The organism is Anaerophaga thermohalophila DSM 12881, from assembly GCF_000191885.1.
GTDB lineage: Bacteria > Bacteroidota > Bacteroidia > Bacteroidales > Marinilabiliaceae > Anaerophaga > Anaerophaga thermohalophila.
The window spans coordinates 1-16,539 of sequence record NZ_AEWI01000058.1 but is presented as its reverse complement, the minus strand read 5'-3'; the positions used below and the strand labels follow the sequence as shown (position 1 = coordinate 16,539).

Annotated in this window: 12 protein-coding genes; 3 read left to right on the top strand and 9 right to left on the bottom strand. The window is 42.2% G+C overall.

Going from position 1 to position 16,539, the window contains the following annotated elements; genetic code table 11:
• Positions 1 to 34: 34 nt before the first annotated feature.
• The 3 genes from ATH1_RS0114100 to ATH1_RS0114090 all read right to left on the bottom strand — a co-directional run bounded on the left by ATH1_RS0114100 (position 35) and on the right by ATH1_RS0114090 (position 2,596).
• Positions 35 to 946 (bottom strand): SMP-30/gluconolactonase/LRE family protein, encoded by a 912-nt coding sequence (locus ATH1_RS0114100; RefSeq protein WP_010422897.1) that lies wholly within the window; start codon positions 944 to 946, stop codon positions 35 to 37.
• A gap of 134 nt (positions 947 to 1,080) precedes the next feature.
• Positions 1,081 to 1,701 carry an IMPACT family protein gene (locus tag ATH1_RS0114095; RefSeq protein WP_029164138.1) on the bottom strand — a complete coding sequence of 207 codons (621 nt, stop codon included), beginning with the start codon at positions 1,699 to 1,701 and terminating at the stop codon, positions 1,081 to 1,083.
• A gap of 280 nt (positions 1,702 to 1,981) precedes the next feature.
• On the bottom strand, positions 1,982 to 2,596 hold the full coding sequence (locus ATH1_RS0114090) for an NAD(P)H-dependent oxidoreductase (RefSeq protein WP_010422893.1): 615 nt from the start codon (positions 2,594 to 2,596) through the stop codon (positions 1,982 to 1,984).
• Between the two features lie 706 nt (positions 2,597 to 3,302).
• Here ATH1_RS0114090 and ATH1_RS0114085 point away from each other — a divergent pair.
• Together ATH1_RS0114085 and ATH1_RS0114080 are read left to right on the top strand one after the other, a co-directional pair.
• Positions 3,303 to 6,266 carry a DEAD/DEAH box helicase gene (locus ATH1_RS0114085; protein WP_010422891.1) on the top strand — a complete coding sequence of 988 codons (2,964 nt, stop codon included), beginning with the start codon at positions 3,303 to 3,305 and terminating at the stop codon, positions 6,264 to 6,266.
• Positions 6,267 to 6,544: 278 nt separating this feature from the next.
• The gene (locus ATH1_RS0114080) at positions 6,545 to 7,237 is read left to right on the top strand and encodes a head GIN domain-containing protein (protein ID WP_010422888.1); all 693 of its coding nucleotides are present in this window, start codon (positions 6,545 to 6,547) and stop codon (positions 7,235 to 7,237) included.
• Positions 7,238 to 7,499: 262 nt separating this feature from the next.
• On the opposite strand, the gene ATH1_RS0114075 is transcribed toward ATH1_RS0114080, so the two are convergent.
• The 6 genes from ATH1_RS0114075 to ATH1_RS0114045 form a co-directional block, all read right to left on the bottom strand.
• Positions 7,500 to 7,751 (bottom strand): YkgJ family cysteine cluster protein, encoded by a 252-nt coding sequence (locus ATH1_RS0114075; RefSeq protein WP_010422887.1) that lies wholly within the window; start codon positions 7,749 to 7,751, stop codon positions 7,500 to 7,502.
• Positions 7,752 to 7,763: 12 nt separating this feature from the next.
• Positions 7,764 to 9,026 (bottom strand): SGNH/GDSL hydrolase family protein, encoded by a 1,263-nt coding sequence (locus ATH1_RS0114070; protein WP_245531806.1) that lies wholly within the window; start codon positions 9,024 to 9,026, stop codon positions 7,764 to 7,766.
• 77 nt (positions 9,027 to 9,103) lie between these two features.
• Positions 9,104 to 9,988: a carbon-nitrogen hydrolase gene (locus ATH1_RS0114065; protein WP_010422882.1), complete on the bottom strand. Its 885-nt coding sequence runs from the start codon at positions 9,986 to 9,988 to the stop codon at positions 9,104 to 9,106.
• A gap of 98 nt (positions 9,989 to 10,086) precedes the next feature.
• Positions 10,087 to 11,133, bottom strand: coding sequence for an agmatine deiminase family protein (locus ATH1_RS0114060; protein WP_010417545.1), 1,047 nt, complete (start codon positions 11,131 to 11,133; stop codon positions 10,087 to 10,089).
• 101 nt (positions 11,134 to 11,234) lie between these two features.
• Positions 11,235 to 12,065, bottom strand: coding sequence for a mechanosensitive ion channel family protein (locus ATH1_RS0114055; RefSeq protein WP_010417542.1), 831 nt, complete (start codon positions 12,063 to 12,065; stop codon positions 11,235 to 11,237).
• Between the two features lie 327 nt (positions 12,066 to 12,392).
• A complete protein-coding gene (locus tag ATH1_RS0114045; protein ID WP_029163940.1) occupies positions 12,393 to 13,418 on the bottom strand; it encodes a TIGR00341 family protein in 1,026 nt (341 codons plus the stop codon).
• Positions 13,419 to 13,995: 577 nt separating this feature from the next.
• On the opposite strand from ATH1_RS0114045, the gene ATH1_RS0114040 reads away from it, so the two are divergent.
• Positions 13,996 to 16,539, top strand: a 2,544-nt coding sequence (locus ATH1_RS0114040) for a SusC/RagA family TonB-linked outer membrane protein (RefSeq protein ID WP_010422879.1), incomplete at its 3' end; no start/stop codon positions are given.

The window sequence follows — 16,539 nt, the reverse complement described above, 5'->3', positions numbered from 1 at the left end:
TAAAAAACGTCATCCGCAAAACGGATGGCGTTTTTTAGTTTTTCCACAATTCTGTCAAAACAAATGATCTACCCCTGAATTCGGTTCTGAAGGCCTCAATTGCTCCACGGTCGGCCACGGTTACATAAACCGTTTTGCCATCTTCTCCGCCAAAAGCAACGTTGGTTGGCAGGTCTCCTTTCAGTACAATCTCTCTTATTATCTTCCCTTCGGGAGCTACTATAGCAACGGTTCCTTTCTGTATGCGGGTGACATACAGATTTCCTTTTTCGTCGCATCGCATGCCATCTAACCCGTAGTCTTCAAATTTGATCAGGAGTCGCTTGTTGTCAGGAGTTCCGTCTTCGAGGACATCGAAAACCCAAATATTTCTCTGATTTGATTCGTTGACGTAAAGCAATTTTTCGTCGGGTGATAATTCAATGCCGTTTACAGTTCCCATGCCTTCTTCTAAAAGTTTCATATTACCTTTTTGGTCGGTCATCCATATTCTTCCGGAATTATTCTCCCAGTCCGGGTCACTGGCGTAAACGGTACCTTCGGAACTGATTGCTATATCGTTGGGTTGACTCATTTGTTCGTTGTGAGCCAGTACTGAAATGGCTTTGGAATTAATGTCAATTTCCAAGATGTTGTGTCCCGTATAATCGGCAACCAGAAGCTTTTCATTGTTCCACAATCGAATTCCGTTACCTGTGCTGCCTTCGGGTAAATCAACAAATAATCCGTGTGAGCCGTCCGGTCTGACATAACCGATGGTACCTTTGTGACCATAATTCACGGCATATAACGTGCCGTCGGGCGATACTGCAGGTCCTTCGGCCAATTTCGTGAAGACTGAATCGGGGGTTACATCAAAGCTTTTGTACAGGGGCGTCTGAGCCATGGTTCCTGTATATACAGCTGATAGGATAAAGGTTGTCAGTAATGAAGTTAACTTTGCCATGTCTGATTATTGTTTTTACTAATTTTTATTCAATACTCCGTTAAATTTTTACAGATGTATAGTAAGGCAGACACGCCCAATTTGGGCGTGTCTGCCTCTCATAATAAAAACTTTGCGTCATTGCGTCTCTGCGTTTAGGCTTTTCTAAACTGACTATTGTCAATTACCTCGATGCCGTAACTTTTCCTGAAGCGATCAATGATTGATTCGAATTTTGATTCCCTGACGGCAAGTGTCATTCTGCATTTTTCTTCAAATTTTTGTGCATTTATAGCAAGACCTTCTTCGTCGATAACCCGCATCACCGGGTTCATCAGGTCGTAGGGAAAGCGGATGGAGAAAGATTTATCGATGGTGCATTCTGTTTGCTCGGCCTTTTCAAGGGCATCAGCTGTGGCAGCTTTGTAGGCCTGTATCAATCCTCCGGTACCAAGTTTTACCCCGCCAAAATAGCGAACTACCACAACCAGAATATTAGTGAGTCCGAATGAATGGATTTGACCAAGGATGGGTTTCCCTGCAGTACCGGAAGGTTCGCCGTCGTCGTTCATCCTGAAGTTATTACCATCGGGGCCAAGCTCCCATGCATAACAATGATGACGGGCATCGTAATATTTCTTTTTTAAGTCATCAATATATACCTTGATGTCGTCTTCCGATTCAACAGGAAACGCGAATGAAAGAAATTTGCTGCCTTTTTCTTTATAGATACCTTCTACCTGCTGTTTGATGGTTGTATAGAAGTCTTTTTGCATGTGTTTTGAAGTCTCTCCTGAATTATACTGTGAACTTTCAAAAATAGCAAAAATATGTACAAAATCTGGCGTGGAGTATTCTTTGTAACAAAGCGTCAGAACTAAAACCGGTTTACCATTTTTTCGGCCGATCAGCACTTAGGGTTTGTAATGAAATAAATTGAAAGATTTAACGAAGTTATTTTGTTCTTTTCCGACTTGAAAATACTGCGAATGGCGAGCTATTTAATGGATTTTTCCTTTAACTCTGATGCTTTGCCCGGCAAAGAATACGGTACTGTTATCGCTTTACTGAATTTACCACTTCTTCATCGGGCAAAACTGTTTTGTAAAACCCCAGTGCTTCTTCAATATATTTATTTTTCATGTCGGTCGATGAGTCGGAAATGTGGGGATAGAACAAATGCCCCGCTACCTCGATGCCACAGAAACCAAACACCTCCTGCCCGTGTATCTGACGAAAAGCTTTCAGAATACCTTTGTTTTCATACTCTTCGATCGAATTACCCATGGTGGTGTGCAGAAAGGCTTTTTTCCCCTTCAGCAGTCCTTCCGGACCATCCGTGGTAATTTTAAATGCAAAACCGTTGGTCAAAACCCGGTCGAAATAACCTTTAAGTATGGCAGGAAAGCTTCCCCACCACAAAGGGTAGATGAGTGAAATGACTTCGGAATCATTGAGTATTTCCTGTTCCCTGGCTATATCTTCCGGGACGGTGCCTTCTTTTATTTTGGAAAGGTCCTTTTTTGTAAGAATTGGATTAAAGTCAACTTCATAAAGGTTGCGGATGACGGCATCTATATCATTGTGGCGGCTTCTTTTGGCGAGTGCCTCTGCCAATGCGTTGCTGAAACTGTTTTCGTTGGGATGGGCGCTTATTATCAAATGTTGCATGAATTTATCCTCCTATTTTACTATTAAAACACCCTGCAAAAATAAATGTTTGTTTTTAATTAGAATAATTCTAAATAATAAAATTTCTCAAATTTGGTTTAATTTGGCTGTTTGAGAAGCAAAGGGGGCTTTACTTTAAAGACGGCCACTATTTAGCCATTAAATGTCAATGTCTCCGAAAATTTCCGGTTCCTACATCAACCTGTTACTTCTTTTTTTATTTTTGTTGATTTTGGGAATTAAAAATCAGTAGATCGTTAGGTTTTTAGATATAAGATGTAAGGTGATTCGTATAATTTAGAAATAATGTATGAGCCCGGTCTAAAAAGCATCTTTGTTGCCAAACTCGTTGTTGTTTTAAATTTTTGCATCCTCATTAACAGTAAGTTAACTCCGGTACAAAAATTTAAAACGCCTTGATTTTGACAAAAATATGCTTTTTATACGGCACTCATGTATTTTAACAAACAAACATTATTAAACACGAATAGCCGGTTTGCAGTATATTGCAAAAATTTAACGGAGTATTGAAAATGCAATACGCTGTAAACTTTTATTACTAAAATGCATGCCTGGTATTTGCTGTTGAATCTTTTAGCTGGAAAAGCGCAGGGCTTTAACATGTACAAAACCATCTAAAATCTAATAATCTAAAATCTAATGATCTAACACCTAAGCCTCTAACCTCTAAAATGGTTTGTTGAAAATGGATTCATTCATAATTGTTTTTACACATCGTTTAAATATAGGTCTGACAGCTATTCCGTATCATGCTGAACTTCATCCTGATAGGCCCATAGAGCTGTTGGAGCATGTTACGCCTGCCCATATTGAAGAGCGGCCCGATGATTACACCGACGAAGAAAAGCAAATGGTGCGATTGCTGCATACCATTTCCGACAAGGAACTTTTTAAGAAATTCAGTCGCGAAAGCAGTTTACGTGACTTTAAGAACAATATTCCGCCCGATATTTTTGAGGAGCGAATTCGTCCCGACATAGAAAAGAAGATGTACAGGCTGGTAAGAATGCTTGCAGGCTCCAACGTTCCGGCCTATTATCGGCAGAGCGGATACAGCAATCTTTACAAAACCGACCGGCTAAGAATTCCGGCAACCCCATGTCAACCCGTGTTTCGTGTAGATTTGGAGGAAGACGGGATGACCTATTCGTTAAAATTCCGGCAGGATGAGACCACCTTTTCCTTTTCGCAAAAGTATCCGGAAGTGATTTGTTCTGATCCGGCAGTCCTTAAGTTGGAACAGACGCTTTATTATTTCGACAAATTTGACAGCGGAAAACTGAAACCCTTTAAAGATAAAGATTATATCCACCTGAAGGGAGAGAAAGTGATCGACACATATATGGCAAAATTCATTGTCAATATTGTTGAAAGCTATGATGTTCAGGGTTCGGGGTTTGATATTATTGATGTTGACGACTCTCCGGAAATCAGGTTGGTTCTGGAGAAAGACCTTTCACTCCGGCCGGTTCTCAGATTCTATTTCCGGTATGGCAATCGTCTGATTTCACCAAACAGGAAAACAGATGTGTTCGTCGATTTTTCCAAAAACAACGGGAGATATCTTTTTCGACGGTTCCCCCGTGATTATGAGGCCGAGCAGCGAGCCTTCTCTTTGCTACGCGACAACGGCCTTCGACTGATTGATGACGTTTCTTTTATTCACCCCGACGACTTGTCTCCTGCAAATGACGGGGCTCAGTTTTCTCCCGGACCGGCTAACCTTGTTGAATGGGTACGGGAGCATAAAAAGTTGCTCGATGATCATAACATCGAAACGCGACTGGAGTTCAATGGCGAAGAGTATAGCTCCGTGTCTGTTTGTACCCACTTCGAAACAACGACGGATACTATCGATTGGTTTGATATAAAATGTATTGTGGAAATTCCGCCACACCAGATTCCCTTTATCCGGTTTCGTCGAAATATTTTGAATCATAACCGGCGTTTTGAGCTGCCGGATGGAAGCATTTTTATCATTCCAAGGGTATGGTTTACCAGATTTTATGACTTGTTTAATTTCGGTAAAATCGAAAATGAAAGCATTCTTTTACCAAAGAATTATTACCATTTGCTGGATGAACTTCAGAATGAGGAGAACGACGATTCCGAAGGTATTGCTACCCCCGAACTGCCAAAACTCAAAGATTTTTCAACAGCTCCTTTGCCCCAAGGTCTGAATGCTACTCTCCGGCCTTATCAGGTTGAAGGATACCAATGGCTACTTTTTTTGCGGCAAAACAAGTTTGGAGGTATTCTGGCCGACGACATGGGCCTGGGAAAAACTTTACAGGCCATCGCTTTGTTATTGAAAATATATTCGCCAAACGGAGAACTGGAACCTGAAAATGCCGAAGGGCAGTTGTCTTTGTTTTCTTCCCAACTGGATGGGTTCAATAAGTCTGGCCTTGCACCCTCGTTGATAGTGATGCCAACTTCGTTGGTACACAACTGGGATTATGAAATTAAGCGGTTTGCACCGGGCTTGAAAACGTATATTTTTACAGGCACAAACAGAATACGGTCGAAAGAATTATGGAAAATACTGCGGCACTATCATGTGGTGATCACGACTTACGGCATTTTGCGTAACGATGTGGACATTCTGCGGAATACAAGCTGGGAATATCTGATACTTGATGAGAGTCAGAATATTAAAAATCCTTCATCAAAAGGATACCATGCGGTAAGTCGTATCAATGCCCGTCATCATCTTGCCCTGACAGGGACACCCATCGAAAATTCGTTGACCGATCTTTGGGCTCAGATGAATATTGTGAATGAAGGGTTGTTGAAATCGCTGAACTTTTTCAAACGATATTACGAAACGCCCATTTCCAAAAAGGAAGATGAGGCCAAATCAGAGCACCTTCAAAAGATGATCAATCCCTTTCTTTTGCGCAGGACTAAAGAAAAGGTTGCCAAAGATCTTCCGCCTGTAATGGAACAGATGGTGTTTTGTGATATGTCGCCCGAACAAAAAAATATCTACGAACGGGAGAAATCGGGTGTTCGCAATCAGGTGCTGGAATCGATGCAAAACCGTCCGCATAGTGAGCAGGGCATTATTGCACTTCAGGCGTTGACACGACTGCGACAGGTGGCTAATCACCCGGCTATGCTTTATCCAGGCTATCGTGGAAATTCCGGCAAATTCGATCAGATGATGGAATCCCTCGAAAGCATTATTTCTGAGAATCACCATGTGCTTATATTCAGCTCATTTGTTAAAGACCTGGAGTTAATAGAGGTAGCGCTTAATCAACGGAAAATTGATTATGCCAAGTTAATTGGTGCTACTACAAACCGGCAAAAAGTGATTGAAAAATTCAATAATGATGATAAAATAAAAATTTTTCTGATATCGCTGAAAGCCGGAGGTGTTGGGCTCAATCTGACCAAGGCTGATTATGTTTTCATGCTCAATCCGTGGTGGAATCCCAAGGCTGAGGCTCAGGCCATAAACAGGGCACACCGTATCGGGCAGACACGAAATGTTTTTGTGTATCGTTTCATTTCAGCCGAAACCATTGAAGAAAAAATTGCACGTTTGCAGGAGAAGAAAAATAAACTGGCTGATGCTTTCGTTAACACAACCAACCCGTTGAGCCGGATGAGTGCCGATGAAATCAGGGAATTATTCAGCTAAAATGTTATTTGGGTATTATTTTTGATAGCAACAATGAGTTTGGCAACGAAGATGCTTTTTATGCCGGGCTCAATAATTGGCTTCAACGCTTTAACTAATGTCCGTCTATAAAGTCGGAAAAAGTTGTAACAAATTATATGTCTGCACAGAAAGTGCCGGTTGCTAGGCTTGCGAAGCCGCCAAAAACGGAGTTTACCTTAGTAAATGAGTAGTTTGGTGGCAAGCGTAACGCATCAAATGGTACTTTCCGGACAGGCACTAACTAAATATTTTTGAACATGAAAAGAGTACTTGTTTTTTTATTGGCCATTTCGTTCGGTTTTTCTCTTGCTGCACAGGAAGAGCAGGAGAAAATGAATAAAGAGATCAGGAATTTAAAAGAATTCAATAAATTAAAAGTTTCCAAGGGTATTAATGTTACCCTTATAAAGGGGAAAAAACCAAAGGCTGAAATTAACATCGTCAATGCACCTACCTCTGATGTGATCATTGAAAATGATCAGAATGAGTTGACTGTTAAAATGCGAACACGTATATATCAGGACATGTCCGTACAGGTTTACCTGACATATACCGATCTTCGTGCTATTTCAGTTGGTTCCGGCGGAAACATTGAGGGTAATGATGTACTGACGGGAAAGGTATTGCAACTGGATGCCGGTCTTGACGGAGTAATCCAACTTAAATTGGATGTGGATGCACTGGAAGCTACAGTATCCGCTGCCCGGATCACACTTGAGGGATATGCCGAAACGGTGGAGGTTAAAGCTTCAACCGGAGGTAAGTTTCAGGGACAAAGTCTGGAGTGTAAAAAAGCCTATGTTACGTCCAATACCGGCGGAATAGTGACGGTCAATGTTTCGGAATTACTGGATGCAAAGGCGGCTACCGGAGGAACGGTCGAGTATTTAGGTGAACCGAAAAAAATTGAAGTAAAAGAATCATTTGGAGGGTCGGTTGTTAAAATGTAGTTTGAAAACGGCCCTTTTCGTGTCTGTCCATAAAGTATCACTTTGCTGCGTTACGCTTGCCTTGGAAAAGGTGCTCTGTGGAAAGACATATTACCCATATTTTTGCAGGCAAGCGGTAGAACCGGGCGAAACGATTCCGCTCAACGATATAGAAAGTGTAAGGTTTTCACCAATATTTTGAGTGAAAGCCTACACTTTTTATATCGGGGCTAACTTTAAGTAAAGCGATACTTCGCAAAATCCGTATCGCTCAACTTAGGTATTATCGAGTGGTTTCTTCCAATTCCGAAAGAATTTTCAATGCTTCCTGGCGGGTGTTTCCGCAAATCATTTTTTCGGGTTTAAAACCGGCACATACAGCCGGACGATCAGGAGAATCAAAAATGGCACATCTGTAATCATCGGTCAGATGTATGCATGGTACTCCTGCCGGCTTGCCATCAGGCATTCCTGGAATGGGAGATGATATGGATGGCGCAATACAACAAGCTCCACAACCGGTTCTGCATTCCATAATGATTTGTTTTTAATAGAACAATTCAGGATTAACAGTTTCTCCCATCACCCGATGTCCTTTTTCGTTGGGGTGAAGATAATCTCCGTCGTGCACTGTTTCTTTCATAACCTCCGGTTGATCCGGATTTCGCATTGCTTTATCGAAATCTATGACGGCATCGAATTCGCCGCTGTTTCGAATCCATTCGTTTACAGTTTTTCTTGCTGTTTCACGGAAATCTTTGTAGTAGAATGATTTTTTGATGGGTGTGATGGTTCCTCCATAGACTTTAATGTTGTTCTTGTGGGCTTTATCGATCATTTTTTTATAGGCTGATATCAGGTTTTGAGCAACTTGACCTGCAGCAGCACTGTCGGTGGTCTGACCAATATCATTGACGCCTTCAAGAATAATCAGCCATTTGACCCCGTGCTGATTCAGAACATCACGTTCGAAGCGATCGAGTGCCGATGGGCCCAGACATGTTCTCAATACACAGTTTCCCCCGATTCCCTGGTTCAGGACTCCAATGTTTTGAGTTTTGGGGTTTTCCAGTAATCGTTCAGAGAGAATGTCGGGCCATCTGTTTTGTTTGTTTGTGCCTGAGCCGCGGCCATCTGTTATTGAATTACCCAGTGTTACAACCGCAGCAGCTGATTCCGGAGCTTTTACATCTATCCCGTTGATGACGTACCAATGGTCGGTTTGTGTGCCATTAAAAACAGCATCCGAAACGTGGTCACCTTCCATGAGGTAGGAGGTAGTTCGTGAGCCCGGGTGTCCCGTGACATCGGGGGAAGTTTGTCCAAAATAGATTGTGATGGCAAGGTCCATCCTGGGTTTTAAGTTAAAGGCAAGGGCATCAGATGTGACGGTTGAACCCGGTTGCATGGTTATTTGGGAGGCACCACTGAACGATAAATTCTTAATGGTGTTAACATCGATGGCACTGCTGTCATTTGCGGCAGCAATTTGCACTTTTTTCATGGTAACAGGACTGTTACTGAACTTATTCGAGAATCTGAGCCTCAGGCTATCGCCACCGATCGATACCCGAACCTTCTGTCTTAGCGTGTTATTTGTCAGACCGGGTTCGGGAGGCATGTTGTGCGGTTCTACAAGTTGTGGCGCTGTGCTCCAGGTACCTACCCATTTTTCTGAAGTTCCGGCATCGGCCGTCTTACACCCATGGTTGATGAATGAAAAGAGGACACTCCAGATTATTAAAGCCGGTAATGAGCGAGTCAGAGCATGATGACTCCTGGTGATGAATTGTAATAAATTTTGTTTCATAGCCATAGTTGTTAATTTGTTTTTTGTTGATATGAGACGAGCATGGTAGGATTTTCCGCAATAAGAAGCCCATACGCTCAAACTTCGTCCAGAAACCGTTTCGTTATTCCCTGATAAGCATCGATGCGGCGGTCGCGGAAAAACGGCCATATTCTTCTTACTTCTTCCGAACGTTTTAAATCGATGTCAATAATGAGATTACTTTCGGCATCTGTCGGAGCTTCAATCAGAATTTCTCCCTGTGGCCCCGCAGCAAAACTGTTGCCCCAGAACTGTATTCCTCCGGTTACATTGGACGGATCGGGTTCGTATCCCACACGGTTTACCGAAACAACGGATAGTCCGTTGGCAACTGCATGTCCGCGTTGAGAAATTGTCCAAGCCTCTTTTTGTCGTCTTTTTTCTTCATTGCTGTCGGACGATTCCCAACCGATAGCAGTGGGATAGATGAGTAATTCAGCACCTTTCAGGGCCATCAGTCTGGCTGCCTCGGGATACCACTGGTCCCAGCAGACCAGCACGCCCAGTCGCCCGACACTGGTATTCACCGGCTCAAACCCTGTGTCGCCGGGCGTAAAATAAAACTTTTCGTAATAGGCCGGGTCATCAGGAATGTGCATTTTCCTGTATTTGCCGGCTATGCTCCCATTTTTTTCCAGTACAACGGCGGTGTTATGATAAATGCCGGGCGCCCGTTTTTCGAAAAGAGAGGTGACAATGACTATATTCAATTCATCGGCCAGCTGCCCGAATCGGTCGGTTGAAGGCCCGGGAATAGGTTCAGCCAAATCAAATAAACCGGTCTCTTCAGTCTGACAAAAATAGAGACTGTTGTGTAACTCCTGTAACACAACCAACTGAGCACCCTTTTTGGCAAGCTGCCGGATGCTCTTTTCCAGACGTTCTATGTTGTCCTGAATATTGGCTGTATTGCTTTGTTGTATGATTCCTGTTCTAAGCATGAATGGTATTTTTATTCTATTCAACGAATGACCTGACAATCTGTCGATTTACTAATTTACTAAACTGTTTGACAACCTGTCAATTAACGAATCAACCTTCAGACCTGCTTTCTTAAACTCCCCTGTGGCAATTGCATGGTCACGCAGTGCAACGATCCGTTCTGTTTTATTAACGGACGGCAATCAATTCCGATTACTTCACGATTTGGGAAAATTTTTTCAAATATTTTTTTGGCCTCTATGTCTTTAGGGCTGTTGTAAAATGGGACCAGGACAGCATGGTTAATGATGAGGAAATTTGCATAGGTAGCCGGCAGACACTGGTTGTTGTGATAAACCGGGTCGGCCATTGGCAGCGGGATAAGGTTGTAAGATTTTCCTTCGGTGGTTTTGAATTTTCGGAGTTGATTTTCCATTTTGTTCAGTGCTTCGAAATGTTCATCCTCCGGGTTGTCCGTTTTAATATAAACAATTGTTCCGGGATCACAAAACCGGGCAAGGGTATCTATGTGGCTGTCGGTATCGTCGCCTGCCAGATACCCGTTCTCAAGCCATAAAATGTTATTTGCGCCAAGGAATTGTTTGAGCCTGTCTTCAATTTCATTTTTTGAGTATCTGCCGTTGCGGTTGGGTGACAAAAGGCACCGGCTGGTTGTAAGTACCGTTCCTTTCCCGTCTGATTCTATGCTGCCGCCTTCCAGCACGAAATTCAACCGGTTTTCTCTGACAACATCTTGCGAAAAGATGCGATTTTCAAAAAGACGCTGTGTGATGAGATTGTCCTTATCGGCTGCGAATTTAAGTCCCCATCCGTTGAATTTAAAATCAACGGCGATGTATTTTCTGTTTTCTTTAACCAAAAGAGGACCGAAATCCCTTGCCCAGGTATCATTTACCGGAACTTTGACAATTTGCAACCGCTCCGGGAATCTGAACCGGGATGATGGATTTTGGTCGTTATCATCAACTAATAATACAACATCTTCAAACCGGGTTATTGTATCAATGATTTTCCGGAAGCAATCGCGGGTTTCCTGCAGCATCGGTTCCCAGTCGGTTTCCTCATGCGGCCAGGCCAGTAATACGGCATCCTGAGATTCCCATTCAGCGGGTAAAATTCTGTTTTTCCGGTTTTGTCTGTCCATAAAAAAATCCGGTTTTATGTATCCTGGCTTCAAAAATGGCAAAAATTTATGATATCAGAATTTGAAATTAATTCGTGTCTGCCTGTCAAACAATTGTAGGCTTACTGCCTGGTCTGATAAAGATGCACATCCTGTTGGGGGAATGGAATTGAAATGCCTTGTTTGTCAAATTCTTTTTTCACAGTTTCCTGCATATCGAAAAATATTCCCCAGTAATCGGTGGCATTAGCCCATACCCTTACGACAAGGTCAACCGAACTGTTGCCAAGATTGATTACGCCGATAAATGGTTCTGGTTCTTTAAGTATCCGTTCATCCCGGTTAATAATCCCCATTATTACCTCTTTAGCTTTGTCGATATCATCGCCGTAACCGATACTGAAAGTAAAGTCAACCCGTCGCCGGGGTTCGGTGGAATAATTGGTAAGAGAACCGGTCGAGAGTGCTCCGTTGGGCAAGATAATGGTCTTTTTGTCAGGCGAATTTAAAATGGTGTGAAAAATCTGAATTTCTTTGACAGTTCCCGACTCTCCCTGTGCGGTGATGTAATCACCCACTTTAAAGGGTTTGAAAATAAGAATCATAACGCCACCCGCAAAGTTTTGAAGTGAACCGCTCAGAGCCATACCAATGGCCAGGCCGGCAGCACCTAAAACGGCGATAAACGAAGTCATCCGGATGCCCAGCATGGATATAACGCTGATGAACAGCATTATTTTAAGTGCGATCCTACTAACACTTAATAGGAATGATTGAAGGCCGGGTTCAACGTCTCTGGCAATAAACATTTTTTTCATTCCTTTCATTAGCAGACTTATTATCCACAGTCCGATAATAAGTGTTATGATGGCAAACAAAAGTTGTCCTCCATATTTTATGACAAATGTCATAATCAGTTCAGGATTACTGAACCAGTTCTTAACATTTTCCATTTCTTTGAGTTTTTATTTTTAATAGTGAGTCTGGTCTAAAAAGCATCTTTGTTGCTGAATTTATTGTTGTTTTTAAATTATTAAATCCTCATTAACAACATTTTAAACTCGTTACAAGCATTTAAAATGTCTTGATTTTGACAAAATATGCTATTCATAAAGCACTCAATATTGAGGCCGGTCTAAAAAGCATCTTTGTTGCCAAACTCGTTGTTGTTTTAAATTTTTGCATCCTCATTAACAACAAGTTAACTCCGGTACAAAAATTTAAAACGCCTTGATTTTGACAAAAATATGCTTTTTATACCGCACTCAATAGTAAATCATTTACAAAAAGTCGAAATTTATGTGGCTGTAATACAAAAAGAAGGTAAGAAGCAGCAATAAAACAGCCCATATTGTTATAGCAATTTTTGAAGTGTTTCTGGCTTTTCCCTCTTCATGCCAGTTTGCCGGCTTAATGCCTTGTACAACAAATGTTATTACACCTGCCAGATTGATACAAATAATATTGATAAGAAGAAGCAGGAGAGCGCCTGTAGCATTTCCCCAGAGGCCGGCTCCGATAAGCAATCCAAATACAACAAGGGGAGGCAATATGGCTACTGCGACCATTACACCTACCAAGGCAGTAGCAACGCCTGTCGTAAATGCCAGTGCTCCTGCAACGCCCGAAGCCAGAGAAAGGCCTATATCTCCAAGATTGGGTTGGGTTCTGGAGGCAATCTGCTGAATGCCAGGATCTATTTTAATGATCATGCCCAAAAAAACAGAAAATATCAAAGAGATAACAATGCCGGTTGCCGTAACACGCAATGCGTTTTTTGCCAACCGAAAATCGGCCAGGGTGGTGGCAAGCGATAATGCTACATTGGGTCCCAGGAATGGTGCAATTACCATGGAGCCAATTATGATGGCTTCGCTATTACGAAGTATTCCGGTTGCAGCAACAATGGTTGACGCGAGCATCAAAACAACAAATACCCAGGTAAGTCTGGTGGAATCTACCAGATCGTGATACAGCTCTTCTCTGCTGATCCGTCCCTGTTTTGTCTTTTCTGCCTTCGTGGAGGTTGAGCCGCGGCCTTCTGCCGGCTCCGGTTCTTTTGGTCGGGGAATGGTTGCTTCTACCGGATAAAGAACAATCCTGAATGTTCCGGTATCCGAGAAATGTCGTTCAAGTTTGGTAATCAGTTTTTCGCTCTCTTCAACCGGTAATAACAAAGATAACTTATATCGTTTTTCATCTATTATCTGGTACCAGCTTTCAATCAGTGATTCTCCCCTGATTAAACCATATAGTTCCTGCTTTCTTTGGTTCGGAACAACGACCTCCATTAATCTTAAAGCCATATTCTTTTTTGGGCTGAAAATAGCAATTCTGTCTGTCAAATCAAATGCAATATTTCGTTAAACCTCGATGCATACTTATTTCTTTTGTAAGGCTACAGATGCAATGGCTTGTCTGTCGTTTGATATGCAGGTAATTGATAATTCAACAATGATCCAAATCAAATCTGTGTTATCTGTGTCCTCTGTGATGAATTCTTAACCTCAACCTCAACCTCAACCTCAACCTTAACCTTAACCTTAACCTCAACCTTAACCTCAACCTTAACTTGCTTTGAGCATTAATCTCTTCCTGTTATTGTGCATTTATAATTGGTAATTTCCTTCGAAATGTTAACAAACATTATTCATCTAATTATTATTGATAAAAGAAATGTGAGTTTTATTCACAAAATAAGTGAATACTAAGTGTAAAATATAAAAAGTTGATATACAATTAAAAGAAATAAAATAGGTGAGTTTTTTATGAGTTAAAAAATGTATAACGATGAGTTTTTTATGAGGTAAAAATTTATGAGTAGTTAACATTCGGGTATAAGTTTGCAACATGTTTTACTAAAATTTCCAAATCAGTTTTGTTATGAGAAAAACATTAGGAATTTTGTTTTTATTGATGTGGACAACAGTATTGTTCGCACAGGAGATTACCGTTACAGGAAAGGTAACCTCCGCATCAGACGGCTCCCCCATTCCGGGAGTGAGCGTCGTAGAGAAAGGTACAACCAACGGTACGATTACCAATGTAGACGGGAACTATTCGTTGACGCTTCAGGAAGGAGCAACGATGGTTTTCTCTTTTATAGGTATGAGGACCGTTGAAGTTGTCGCAGACCAATCGACCATCAATGTACGGATGGAAGAAGAAGTAACCGGTCTGGATGAAGTTGTGGTAGTAGGTTACGGTGTTCAGAAGAAGAGTGTTGTAACCGCTGCTATTAGTAGTGTTTCTTCTGAAGACCTTGAGAAGACAACTCCATCGCGGATTGAAGATGTCCTGAAAGGAAAAGTTTCGGGAGTTCAGATCACTCAGAGTTCGGGACAACCCGGTTCTGATTCTAAAGTGCGCATCAGAGGTGTTGGCACAATTAATAACAGCGAACCTCTTTATATTGTTGACGGGATGGCCGTTGATGGTGGTATCGATTTTCTGAATCCGACCGATATTGAATCGGTAGAAGTCCTGAAAGATGCTGCTTCAGCTGCAGTATACGGAACACGTGCAGCTAATGGTGTTATCCTGATTACTACAAAGTCGGGGAAAAGCGGAGACGCCCGTATTAATTATGACTTTTCTTATGGCTGGCAGAATCCATGGAAAAAGCGTTCTGTCCTGAATGCCCGTGAATATATGGTGATAATGAATGAGTCATTGCTGAATGATGGCAATGCACCTCGTTATACACAGGAGGAAATAGCCAATGTCGGAGAAGGAACCGACTGGCAGGATGAAACCTTCAATTACGATGCACCTGTTCAGAATCATCAAATTAGTGTGAGTGGTGGTAACGACAGGGCAACTTATTTTGTTTCTTTCGGGTATTTTAATCAGGAAGGTATTGTTGGGGGTAACTACGATCGCTCTAATTATAAGCGTTATAGTATACGGACCAATAACACGTATAATGTTTTTGAAGCCGATCGCTGGTTCCTGAACAATCTGAAAGTGGGTGTAAATGCCGGTTACTCAAGGATAAAGTCATCGGGTATCGAGACCAACTCGGAATATGGTTCTGTGTTGGGAAGTGCATTGGCATTTAACCCGACAATTCCTGTTTATTCAACGAATCCGGAACAGGTATTGGCAGACCATCCTACTGCCGTCACAGATGATCAGGGAAGGGTATATTCCATCCCTCCTTCAGGATTTCAAGAGATTGCCAACCCGGTGGCCATGCTTGACGCGCCTACGGGAAGCCAGGGCAATTCCGACAAGTTTGTTTCATCTTTTTGGGGCGAACTCGACGTTGTTGAAGGCCTGAAGTTTAAATCAAGTTATGGCGTTGATCTTGCTTTCTGGGGCAATGACGGGTACACTTTTGAACATTTTCTGGCTACCCAGGGAAAAGACTTTACCCGAAGTCATGTATATTCCAATATGCACCGTGGCTTCAAATGGCAGTTAGAAAATACACTTACCTATTCGAAAAGCTTTAACGGAATTCATAACCTTACCGTATTGCTTGGCCAGTCGGCACAAGAATATAAACTCAGGGAATTGTATGGTGACGATTATGACCTGTTGGAGAACAACCCTGATAAGGCAGTTATCGATTACGCCATAGCCGATCGCGATGATGAGCGTGTAGCAGGTGGAACTGGCGGTTTCTCTTCTGAAACACTGGCATCCTATTTTGGTCGTGTCGATTATAACTTCAATGAGAAATATATGTTCCAGGCAACGGTTCGTCGTGATGGTTCCTCTCATTTTGGTTCTGACAATAAGTGGGCTGTTTTTCCTTCATTTTCTGTTGGCTGGAATGTTACCAACGAGTCGTTCTTGGATGGCCGTCCCGGTTGGTTTACCTACCTGAAATTACGTGCTAGCTGGGGTAAAAACGGGAATGAGAGGATTGGTAACTTTGCCTATACCTCTTTGATGAACGGAAACCAAAACTACTATTTCGGTTCAGGTGATTATTCAGCCATGCAATATGGTGCCAGCCCTGCCCGTATTGCCAATCCGGATCTTAAGTGGGAAGAGTCCGAACAAATTGACATTGGATTTGATTCACGTTTTTTCGATAGTGCTCTGATTTTTGGGTTCGATTATTTCAAAAAGACCACCGACGGAATGTTGATGGATCAGCCTATTCCTGCTTATGTGGGGAAAGGTGCACCCATTGCCAATGCCGGAGAAATGGAAAACAGTGGTCTCGAATTTGAGTTGACATACAACGGACGTGTTGGTGATTTTAAATATACTGTCAGCGGAAACGCCTCATATCTGCAAAACGAACTCATTGATATGGGTAATGAGTCGGGTGAGCAAATCTACCAGAGTGCTGGTGCTACCGGAGTTGGAGACTTTGTAAAAGGTAAAAACGGTGAAGTTTTCCCATACTTTTATGGATACAAAGTGGGAGGCATTCTTCAGAATGAAGCTGAGGCTGCAGAATATAATGAG

Bases quoted from the DNA above. Each gene is read 5' to 3' on its own strand.
- ATH1_RS0114100 (WP_010422897.1), bottom strand. From the start codon at position 946: ATGGCAAAGTTAACTTCATTACTGACAACCTTTATCCTATCAGCTGTA.
- ATH1_RS0114095 (WP_029164138.1), bottom strand. From the start codon at position 1,701: ATGCAAAAAGACTTCTATACAACCATCAAACAGCAGGTAGAAGGTATC.
- ATH1_RS0114090 (WP_010422893.1), bottom strand. From the start codon at position 2,596: ATGCAACATTTGATAATAAGCGCCCATCCCAACGAAAACAGTTTCAGC.
- ATH1_RS0114085 (WP_010422891.1), top strand. From the start codon at position 3,303: ATGGATTCATTCATAATTGTTTTTACACATCGTTTAAATATAGGTCTG.
- ATH1_RS0114080 (WP_010422888.1), top strand. From the start codon at position 6,545: ATGAAAAGAGTACTTGTTTTTTTATTGGCCATTTCGTTCGGTTTTTCT.
- ATH1_RS0114075 (WP_010422887.1), bottom strand. From the start codon at position 7,751: ATGGAATGCAGAACCGGTTGTGGAGCTTGTTGTATTGCGCCATCCATA.
- ATH1_RS0114070 (WP_245531806.1), bottom strand. From the start codon at position 9,026: ATGAAACAAAATTTATTACAATTCATCACCAGGAGTCATCATGCTCTG.
- ATH1_RS0114065 (WP_010422882.1), bottom strand. From the start codon at position 9,988: ATGCTTAGAACAGGAATCATACAACAAAGCAATACAGCCAATATTCAG.
- ATH1_RS0114060 (WP_010417545.1), bottom strand. From the start codon at position 11,133: ATGGACAGACAAAACCGGAAAAACAGAATTTTACCCGCTGAATGGGAA.
- ATH1_RS0114055 (WP_010417542.1), bottom strand. From the start codon at position 12,065: ATGGAAAATGTTAAGAACTGGTTCAGTAATCCTGAACTGATTATGACA.
- ATH1_RS0114045 (WP_029163940.1), bottom strand. From the start codon at position 13,418: ATGGCTTTAAGATTAATGGAGGTCGTTGTTCCGAACCAAAGAAAGCAG.